General features: G+C 52.2%; 8 protein-coding genes. 6 read left to right on the top strand and 2 right to left on the bottom strand.

Going from position 1 to position 9,767, the window contains the following annotated elements; all coding sequences use genetic code 11:
- Positions 1-120: 120 nt before the first annotated feature.
- The 6 genes from gmtY to KYE_RS00760 all read left to right on the top strand — a co-directional run bounded on the left by gmtY (position 121) and on the right by KYE_RS00760 (position 8,564).
- Positions 121-1,587: a gamma-mobile-trio recombinase GmtY gene (gene gmtY / locus KYE_RS00785; RefSeq protein WP_008169392.1), complete on the top strand. Its 1,467-nt coding sequence runs from the start codon at positions 121-123 to the stop codon at positions 1,585-1,587.
- A gap of 1 nt (position 1,588) precedes the next feature.
- Positions 1,589-4,210 (top strand): VPA1269 family protein, encoded by a 2,622-nt coding sequence (locus tag KYE_RS00780; RefSeq protein ID WP_008169391.1) that lies wholly within the window; start codon positions 1,589-1,591, stop codon positions 4,208-4,210.
- Positions 4,207-4,875, top strand: a complete 669-nt coding sequence (gene gmtX, locus KYE_RS00775; protein WP_008169390.1) for a gamma-mobile-trio protein GmtX — start codon at positions 4,207-4,209, stop codon at positions 4,873-4,875. The genes KYE_RS00780 and gmtX overlap by 4 nt, the downstream gene beginning before the upstream one ends.
- On the top strand, positions 4,868-5,308 hold the full coding sequence (locus KYE_RS00770) for a VPA1267 family protein (protein ID WP_008169389.1): 441 nt from the start codon (positions 4,868-4,870) through the stop codon (positions 5,306-5,308). Before gmtX ends, KYE_RS00770 begins: the two co-directional genes overlap by 8 nt.
- The gene (locus tag KYE_RS00765; protein ID WP_008169388.1) at positions 5,301-7,475 is read left to right on the top strand and encodes an AAA family ATPase; all 2,175 of its coding nucleotides are present in this window, start codon (positions 5,301-5,303) and stop codon (positions 7,473-7,475) included. Before KYE_RS00770 ends, KYE_RS00765 begins: the two co-directional genes overlap by 8 nt.
- A gap of 801 nt (positions 7,476-8,276) precedes the next feature.
- Positions 8,277-8,564, top strand: coding sequence for a hypothetical protein (locus tag KYE_RS00760; RefSeq protein ID WP_008169386.1), 288 nt, complete (start codon positions 8,277-8,279; stop codon positions 8,562-8,564).
- A 126-nt stretch (positions 8,565-8,690) separates the two neighbouring features.
- Here KYE_RS00760 and KYE_RS00755 read toward each other — a convergent pair whose 3' ends face one another.
- A complete protein-coding gene (locus KYE_RS00755) occupies positions 8,691-8,990 on the bottom strand; it encodes an antitoxin Xre/MbcA/ParS toxin-binding domain-containing protein (RefSeq protein ID WP_008169384.1) in 300 nt (99 codons plus the stop codon).
- Positions 8,980-9,360, bottom strand: coding sequence for a hypothetical protein (locus KYE_RS20825; protein ID WP_008169382.1), 381 nt, complete (start codon positions 9,358-9,360; stop codon positions 8,980-8,982). Before KYE_RS20825 ends, KYE_RS00755 begins: the two co-directional genes overlap by 11 nt.
- Positions 9,361-9,767 lie beyond the last annotated feature (407 nt).

Raw genomic sequence — 9,767 nt, 5'->3', positions numbered from 1 at the left:
TTCCGTATAGGGCATAAAAGTATGTAATTTTGATAAACAACCCCCGAATAGGGGGTTGTTTTTTTCTAATATGCATCGTAGTATATAGTAAATTAGATGTATTAAATGTAAGGGATAAGGGTGTTCGCCACTAAAGTGAAGGCAAAAATCGTTGAGGATTGCAGCGGAGTGACCACGGAGATTCCCGTCATTCTGACAGACGAAGGCGTTTTGGCATCCGTCACCGATTATGTCCTTAGCCTCTACTTGAATGGCGTCTCGCTTTCAACCATCAATAAGCGCCTTCAGTCGATCATGCTGCTCATTGAGTTCATTGATGCCAATGAAGGCATGTTCGACGACCCCGAGGAGCTGTTTTCGGTCTTTGTCAGGCGGCTATACAGCGGCACAGTTGGCGAAGATGGACTAGATCCTTCCGGACTGTATTGGATACCTGCCTCAGTCGGGTCAGTTAATAAGCACATATACAATCTGACGGAATTCACCGACTGGGTTTCTGAAAAAGGACTGGGCAAGCCCCTAAATACCCTACATAAAGCCACTCGCCATGAGGAGCGCCTTCAGTTCGCAGCGTGGTTCAGGCGAAACCAGAATGACTTTCTAGGGCACATCAAAGACAAGTCGATCAACAATACCCTCAGGAGAGCCCGCAGTATTAAAGGCAGAACACCGTTGGCAAAAACCAACGACGATGCCATTTCCTTTCCTACTGGGAAGTTCGAGGATTTTTACCTGAAGGGTTTGGGTAACACGAAAGACCCTCGGGTTGCGCTGCGAGATAAACTCATAGCACTTCTGATGCACGGCGCAGGATTCCGGCGTAGCGAGGCCCTTCTGTTGTGGGTTACGGATGTCTTCGAGGACCCTAACGATCCCGACCGTGCCATCGTCAGGATTCATAACGAGGTAGAAGGGAGAGCACCGAACAACTGGAAATCCAGAAAAGGAATGACGACACGCAAGGCGTACCTTAAGGAAATATACGGGCGCATACCGCGCCAAGAGATGCAAGGCACTCAGCATCTTGGCTGGAAGGCAAAGCAGTTTGACCATAAAGACGGTTACCTAGAGGCGTATTTTTTTCCACAAGACTTTGCACGGGTCTTCATGACCCTATGGCGACAGTATCTGGTCTATAGGGCGGGCGTGGACTGCCATCACCCCTATGCCTTTATCAATTTCAAGGCTCCGCATTTGGGAAATCCCTACACCTACAACGCCCTTAATTACAGCTATGCAGCGGGACTGCGTCGAATCGGCCTAGAACCCAACAAGGCCGAAGGCCTGGACCCACACGGTCATCGACACAACTACGGTCGCCGATTGACCGATGCGGGCATTGATCCGCTCATCCTGAAAAAATGCCTGCATCACAAAAGCTTGGAATCCCAGGAGGTTTACACCCAACCATCCAGCGCAAAGGTCTCAGAGGCTCTATCGCAGGCATCACAGCAACTTCAATTGGGATCGGATAAGGAAAAGGCCACTGCCTCTTTCGACTGGAAGACGTTAGCAAAACACGGCTTTGAAGACATTGATCCAAACGGCCAATTCACCGGCAAGAATCCACGGTTTGGGAAACGATAACATGACCAAAAAATCAGGAAGGAAGGGCTACACTTCGGATCTGACGCTGGGTTGGGTGACTGAAGAACTGGGGCACGACTGGCTGCAATGGCAGCAGTACGCCGTTGAATGGCTAAAAACGCAAGACAGAGGCGTTAGTAAGCGTTTGGAGGGTATAAGAAAATTTCTTCTTTACCTGAGCGAGAAAGCCCCCTATGCCGCTGACGTGGCAACAATGTTCGAGGGCCATCCGAGTGGCCACAAGGTGTCTAGTGAAGAGATTGAGGCCTTTCTGGTTAGCAGTGGATCGACTGTTAATAACCAACAATACGTGACGTTCGTTGTCGATTTATGCGACTACATCCTCAAGAACCATCTGAGTGCCGAGGATGATAACGGCGTCGAGCGGCCCCTGTTCCTGAATCCGTTCGAGAGAATCAAGATAAACACATCAAACACTGAAACCGTTCACAGCCCATTACCCTATCGCTATATCCAACAAATCAGGCACATTCTTTGCCCCTATCCAACCGATGACTCCGGCAATAAAACGCCATGGATCGGGTTTCATTTCCGGGACTGGCAGTGGGCTATCGATCACCTTCAGTATGGCAATCTGGCGTGGATGGAAGTGCCTCTGGAGTTGATTGATCCCGATGATCCGGATTGTATTGCCCGTACACGGACTGTGACTAGGAACAACAAGAAAGTTGAGGTCTATGAGATCTGGTCGCCTGTGATGGCGATGTTTCTATTTACCAAGCTCCATCTGCCCCTTCGCTCTTACCAGGTGCGGTTTCTGGACTCCGGTGAAGGCGATACCTGGCGTTACGAGCGTGGTCATTGGGTCGAGAACATCCAGCACCCGTTCAGGTACGGAACACCGAAACGCCCCTATGAGAAAGGCGTTTTTCGGCGCATTTATGATTCGATGACGGAGAGCTACACCACTGGGCTGTACGTTTCCACCAACAAAACCGCCGACCAAAACAAAGATGGGGTTCAGCGAGGCTATATTATCCCGTGGCAGCACGAAGAACTGCTGTATTGGCTGGAAAAACTCCGCAACTGGCAGGAAAAATACAACTCCATCGACCGGTTGATCGATGGCACAGAGCTTCAAAGGAAACACGTTGGCTCAGCCAAATCCAAGAAGCAATTAGCCGAAATGGGCGAGTTCGCCTTTCTGTTTCGAGACCGCAATTCCGCGTTCCCGATCAGCATAAATACTATCATGAATCCTTGGTACCGCCTGTTGTCGAAACTGGAAGGAGATCTGTTCCAGTCAGGCCTGAGGAAGAAGAATGGCGACCGCCTTCGCTTCGTGAAAGACTACGGCGAGGACTATGAGGGCCAAGAATCAATCAAGTCGGCAACGGACTACCCGCTGCACAGCCTACGGGTGTCGTTGATCACCTGCTACACCATGGACTCCGATCTGCCGTTGCCGGTGATCTCCAAGCTCCTGGCCGGTCATACCCGGCTGTTGATGACGATCTACTACAACAAGATCACGCCCTCGGTGATGGCCGAGAAAATGAGCGAGGCCGACTCCGCCCTGGTTGAACGCAGCGGAGTGTCTCTTAAGAACTTCCTTCAAGACGCAGAGATGAGGCAGATCCAACTCCGCGCTGCCTTCCACGGTGATCAGTACAATTCTGTCGAAACTGCGCTGGCGAACCGGAATCCAATTGGCTGGGAGGCGCGGGCCACCGGTCTGTGCCTGGTCGGTGGCAACTCCGTGCGTTCGGATGAACTGTCCACCGTTGGCGGCTGCTGGAACGGCGGCCCCATTATGAAAGATTCGGAACATGCGTACTCAAGGATTTATGGCCCGGTACCCCATGGCCCTGAAAACTGCCCCCGATGTCGCTGGCACATCACCGATGCGACCTACCTGCCAGCTCTGAATTCCAAGTTCAATCAAGTCAGCTACAAAGCGCACCAGGCGGCTGAACTGGCCGTCGAGATTGAAGGCCAATTAGAGGCCCTGAAGGATGAGCTGTTCATTGCTGAGGAAGAAGGTAAACCGTTCCTCAAGCACAGCGAACTTCAAGCGCTGGAGCGTCGTTACGAGAAACAGCGTGTGGAGGCAGATGAATACGCCAAAGACTACATCGCCATCTTCAACCTGATCAACAAAGTAATCCAGATCGAAAATGGGCGAATTGAGGACGATGACAGTCAAAAGCTGATTGCCGTGGGATCTGCGGAAGACCTCAATGTCAGCATGAAATTTATCGAAACCGACTCGGAATTGCTTCACCTGTCCTTGCTCTGCGAGGACGCTGAATTCTACCCCGACCTGCACGATGACTTGCGCAAGACGCCTGCCATTGCCAAGCGCACTAATGCCTTGAGCCGAATGATGGCGCGCTCTGGGTACAAGCCCGTCTTTCTGGAAATGGACGAAAACACACAGTTGATCGTGGGTAATGCGCTCGTTCGAAAAATGGCTAAGATCGCGGATCCAGACGACAGCATGGAAGGCTACCGAATCGCAACAAATTACATCGAAGCGCAAGAGTACCTGGAGAACGATGGGCTGCTGAAATCCGGATTTGAGGCAGTCAAACAAATCACCCCAATCACGCTGTCGTCAGGCGCTCTGAAGCGGATTCCGGCCTTGGAGGTGTCCGAATGAACGTCGATGTTGATGCGATTTTGGACACCCTAAAAGACGGCAAGACCGCGAAGACGAAGGCATCTCTAGATAAGCTCCACGAAACTTTGAGCGCCTACTTCGACTCCGGCGCTCGGGACTTTTCCATCACCACCATTGGGCGCGTATCCGAGGAAGATGGCGGTGTGGGCTATCAGTCAATTCGTGCCACCGCCAATAAGCATTACCGAGATCTGGTCGAAGCATGGGCCGCCAAGGCAAAGACCACCACCAAGAAGCCACCGGTGGGACCACCCAAGAGAATGAGCCAGGACCACCAACTGCTGGAGCGCATTGATGACGCGGCGGTGCGTGCGCTGTTCGGACAAATCATCCGTGAGCGGGATCGCTACAGAAGCGAAGCCAACATGCTCAAGAACCAAACCCAGATGGTCATCGACAAGCGCCCTACGACTTACAGCGAACCCCAGTCAGACGCCAGTGTGGAGCTGCTGCCCTCATTGAAGGGAATCTGCTCTGACAACGAGATTAAAGCCCTGCACACCGTCTGCACCGATGAGTGGCTCGAAAAGCTCGGGTTCCAGGCGAACAAGTTGGGTCAGGTGAAGGATGAGTTTGGCATGGAAATCCTGCCTCGTGGCTTCCTGACCGGGCTAAAGAAGATCCTGAGGGAAATTGATGAGTAATGGTCAGGAAAGAGCACGTCAGAACCTGAGTGCCTTCCAGAGCTGGGTGGCCACCCAAACGGATGACGATTTTAAGCAGATCGTTTTTCGGGGCCAGTTAAACCGTTGCGAAGTGGCCAAAGCCATAGGCATCGGAAAGAGCGCGTTGCGCCAGAATCCGGCCATCAAAACGGCACTGGAGAATCTGGAGCAGAACTTGCGTGATCGGGGTGTTCTGCCAGAACTGACCGAAACAGCCAAGGCCCAGCGATCAGAACCGAAGCGTTATGATCCCAGCGTTAACCAAAGAGCCATGGAATCGAGAAGGCTCTCAGTGCTGGAGCAGGAAAACATTGAGCTAAAGGCCCGGGTGGCAACCCTCGAAGCCAAGCTAAAACGGTACGGTGAACTGTCCGAAGTCCTCACAGAGTTCGGAGTCGCGCCCGATGCATGAAGAGTATTTCCGTGTCACCAGCTGCCAGCATAACGGCTATAAATACACGATCTTCACGGGCATTCCCCTTAAAGCCGACAGTTACAAAATCAACTCCGGCAAATACATCGTTAGCATCCGAAGTGAAAACCAGTCCCTGCCTATCAAGCCGTCCGTTGGTCAGCAATGGCGAGTGCGTGGCGTAAGGAAGCTGGAGACCGTTCAGGCAGGCGATTATAAGCTTCAGCAGCATTTGTACGATGCCCCAGCTGAGATGGAGTGCACGCTGCCGGAAACGGGCGAGGCGCTGATCCGCTTCCTTGCCAATGAAAAGGAGTTCACCGGTATCGGTGAGGCCAAAGCACGAGCCCTCTGGGACGTTTTTGGCAGTGACCTGCACCCAATACTCCAATCCAATACCTCCGAGCACAGAGGCCGTCTCAGGGAGGTTCTTAGCGAGATTTCGGTAACCGCGCTATACAACGGCTACGCCAAGTACAAAAACCTTGCGCATGCTAACTGGCTGGCCTCTCTGGGAGTGCCGCTTAGAATTCAGCAACGCATCCTGAAATACCACGATAATCGCACCGTTGAGATACTCAAGCGCAATCCTTACGCTTTGCTCGGATTCGGGATGTCTTTTCCTGATATCGATGCCATTGCCGAACAGATGGGCATGGAGAAATCGGCACCGGTGCGGCTCGCAGCTGCTTTAGAAAGCGCGATACGAAAAGAGGTAGAAAAGGGGCACACCTACGCCTCCCATCAGGCGCTTAGGCCCGAGGTGATCAAGCTTCTGGGCGATAAAGCCCTGGTCGCAGAGGCGTTCGCCAGCGGTTATCGCAACGGCCAGTTCATTCTCAGGCCAGAGACCGGCACATACCATCCTACCGCCCAAATCATGATGGAATCGGTCGCCGCCAAGCGGCTCAAGGCCCTAGCCGCCATGAAGGATGAAGATGAATCGGTCTTCAAGGCGCTCACCGAGGCCGTTCAGGAGTTGCCCTACGACCTGACCGAGCAGCAGGTCCAGGCGGTCGAGTCGAGCCTGACAAATGCGGCGTCCTGCATCACAGGTGGTGCCGGAACGGGTAAAACCACGGTGCTTCGAACCGTGCTCAAAGCCTATGCTGCGCTGGGCTATAAGATTCATGCCGTCGCTCTGTCGGGGCGAGCAGCCATGCGGCTGCACGAGAGCATCGGATTCTTCACCATGACGATTGCTCGGCTGCTGAGAGAAGAGCCGATCTCGCCGTCATTAGATGAGCCGAAGCATCTCCTGGTCATCGACGAAGCCAGTATGATCGACCTCCCGACCATGTATCGGATCATTACGCACCTCGACCCTTCGGTACGCACCATTCTGACCGGAGACCCGAACCAGCTGCCAGCCATCGGATGTGGCAAAGTCCTATCAGACATTGTCGAATCCGGTGCAATCGCTACGGTTGAGTTGAACATCGTCAAACGCCAAGAAGGCTCGACGGGCATCCCGGAATACTCGGCCACCATCAATCGGGGTGAGATTCCTCCTTTGTTATCGGTTGGCGCAATTACGTTCCATGAGACGCCTCCACAGCAGGTGGTCGATAAGTGCAAATCCTTGTACGCGGAGTTCCCCAATAACACCCAGATCATCGGAGCCACAAAGGCTCTCGTTGGCGAGGTGAACCGTGAGTGCCAAATGCTGCTCAATCCCGATGGGGAACGCTTGCAGTTTAGGCTGCATGGCGATGACTTCTTCCTCGATATGAGAGTGGGCGACCCGATCCTCTTCACCAGGAACAACTACAACATAGGAATTCAGAATGGGTCTCTTGGCGTATTATCCTCAACAGAGCGCGACACCCAGGACGGCCAGGAAACATTTGGTATCGTGACACTTGATACCGGCGAAAACATTTCAATTACGGATGAAGTCTTCGATTGCATGGAGCTTGGCTACGGAATCACGCTCCATAAGGCTCAGGGAAGCCAGTTCCCGAGAATCATCGTGGCAGTGCAGAAGGGGCGCATCTTAGACCGTGCGTGGCTTTACACGGCGATTACCCGTGCTGAGGCAGAGATACACATTGTCGGGCAGGCTAGTGATTTTTCGTCCATCGTAAAATCGGTAAGCAATGCCACCAGGCGAGCGAGTTTCTTGAAGGAATTGCTGGAAGAGAGGGATTCGGGGGTTAGCCATTAACAGCACGCCCCCTCATCGCCGGTCGCGGCCATCGGGACCTCTCCCTGTACCGCAATTTCATCTTAAACGATCATCGCTGGTCGTCAAATACCCCGAAATCAGATCATAAACAAGAGCGAACGCTCGGACCCGAAACAACTGGAAGATTTGATTCCCGTAGAAATCCGGCGAAACACCAACGGGCGGAAACTCTAATCAGCGGTGCAACTGAAACAGGGATGTCTGCATAAGCACCGTAAAAGCGGTTTAGAAATGGTGTAAGCAGCACGAAAGCTGTGCCCTCCGGTGGTGTAAGCAGCAGGACAGCCGCTGCTCAAAATGGTGTAAGCAGAGCATCTTTGTGGGCCGCCCCCCCTCAAAGCCTCTGCTCACAGGGTTCCCTTGGTGTGAGCAGACTAAGAGCTCGCCAAGAGTTCCTTTCAACGGTTATCAGCATTAGTCGGATGCATCAAAAAATAAAGGGCGAAGATTTTTGGCTATAAGCAATTGAAAATAAAAGGCTTCTAATCTGCTCATATATAGACGCAAAAAAGCACCACGCCGCTTCAATGCGTTCTTTGGCGATAAGGCTGGGGTAGATCTGCTCATATATGGACTCAGCTTTGCACCATCCGTCAGTTATTTCACCCAGAAGGCTCACGTAGAGTGACTCGCAGGTTGCTTTAAGGAGCGTTGCACAGGCAGCGTCGGTATAATCAGAGGCACTTTGCTCGGTTACCAAGGCATTGGACGACAGTAACCTGGCTTTCGCCCTGATGTATCGAGCGCGGACAGCAATGAATGAGAACAGGGAGATCACAAATGAGCACGAAAGCGTCAATCGCTGCAGGTGATAAATTTCATCTGTACAACGAAGAGCTTCTCTCCTCGGAGCCTCGCTCAGTATTCCTCAACCTCGAAAAACCCTCGTCTTACGAGATTTCCAAAGAAACCTTCAAAGATCAGATCATTGAGAGCCTTACCGTTGAGATTCTTTCTGAGGTGCTAGACGAAATAGCGATCAGATGGATCAAGTACCGGAAGCTTCAGGGCGCGGTTGGAGGTCCGGTTGGTTTGGAATGGGGAAGTCCCAATTGCCCCTACGACTAGACGAAGGGGGGCGATGCTGGCTCGCCTTGGGGACAGAAGCGGTGCGTTGGGATTATCCATGAGAAATCGAAGTACTCGGCCTGCCAGACTTCTGAGCTCCCGTAATTGTGAGACAGCCCTCCTGACTTATCGCCATTTGAAGGAGGCGATATCAAGATACTCGATGACGTGCTGGAAACCTTGGACACTGGTCAATTGATCAATCGGTCTTCCTTTCAACGCTTCGTTGGGCGTCTCCAGCCAATGAGCAAGATTTTCCCGGTCGTCGCCAATAGCGGCGATCATGCTATGACGGAGTTCCTGGAACAGTTGCGCGACATCTTCTCCGGGATAGCGGTTTGAAGAAGCGATTTCGACCAACTTGTCGCCAGCAACGCCGAGCTCCTCTGCTACCGAACGAATAACTCGGTCTTTGTCATTGTCCATACTTCAATAACTCCAGGCTTTCGAACACTTCCTTGATGGCTTCGAGTTTACCGGTCAAAACGAAATCTAACGGTCTCTGGCCGTAGTAAGGTGGATTTTGATTGATAGACATCATAAAACCGCTGTGGTTTTCCGGGTTCTGGAAGAGCTCTTTTAGGGAAGCGTGAATATTGAGAAGGTAGGAAATCGTCGTCAATTGACTCTGATCCGTTGTGTCGAGCGTTTCAGGGGCGTCAACGAGAGCTTGGTCAATGTTTAAAATTCGGGCTTGATCGGGACCCTCAATACCCCACGCCTGCAAAATTCGAATGGCCGCCTTTAGTCCGGCACGATGCTGCTCAATTGTTGTTTCACCGGGGGCATGGTTCATTGCTGAAAATACCTCTTTAAACAGTCATTTCTGCGTGCGATTTGTGATGTTCCTTTTTGAGCTACCAAGAAAGTCCCTGGCGCAAAGAAAGATCAAAGGATCACACCAAAACCATTCTGAGGCAATTAACCTCGAACAACCCTGTTGCGAATTCCGGGGTATAGCCATCCAAGCCGGGTTTTAAACAAAAGCGAACATTCGAGTCAGAGCTTTCCTCCAGAGCCTCCAGTCATTCAGTAATCCTCTTCAAGCAGGCCAACAAGGTCCTGCCGAATGGATTGAGCGCTTAAATCTTCCGGCCGGATAAGCAGGCGAGGATTACCCTCACGATCAAACACATAGACTGCACCGCTGTGAGTAACGGCATAGTCACCTTCTGCGTCCGGTTCTTCATGCCCGAACGTCGT

The sequence above is a fragment of the Marinobacter manganoxydans MnI7-9 genome, assembly GCF_000235625.1.
GTDB classification, from domain to species: Bacteria; Pseudomonadota; Gammaproteobacteria; order Pseudomonadales; family Oleiphilaceae; genus Marinobacter; species Marinobacter manganoxydans.
Note: the sequence above shows the minus strand (reverse complement) of the source record. Positions and strands in the feature narration are given on the sequence as shown.

Excerpts from the sequence above, each read along its gene's own strand:
- KYE_RS20825 (WP_008169382.1), bottom strand. The coding sequence starts at position 9,360 with ATGAACCATGCCCCCGGTGAAACAACAATTGAGCAGCATCGTGCCGGA.
- KYE_RS00780 (WP_008169391.1), top strand. The coding sequence starts at position 1,589 with ATGACCAAAAAATCAGGAAGGAAGGGCTACACTTCGGATCTGACGCTG.
- KYE_RS00755 (WP_008169384.1), bottom strand. The coding sequence starts at position 8,990 with ATGGACAATGACAAAGACCGAGTTATTCGTTCGGTAGCAGAGGAGCTC.
- KYE_RS00760 (WP_008169386.1), top strand. The coding sequence starts at position 8,277 with ATGAGCACGAAAGCGTCAATCGCTGCAGGTGATAAATTTCATCTGTAC.
- KYE_RS00765 (WP_008169388.1), top strand. The coding sequence starts at position 5,301 with ATGCATGAAGAGTATTTCCGTGTCACCAGCTGCCAGCATAACGGCTAT.
- KYE_RS00770 (WP_008169389.1), top strand. The coding sequence starts at position 4,868 with ATGAGTAATGGTCAGGAAAGAGCACGTCAGAACCTGAGTGCCTTCCAG.
- gmtX (WP_008169390.1), top strand. The coding sequence starts at position 4,207 with ATGAACGTCGATGTTGATGCGATTTTGGACACCCTAAAAGACGGCAAG.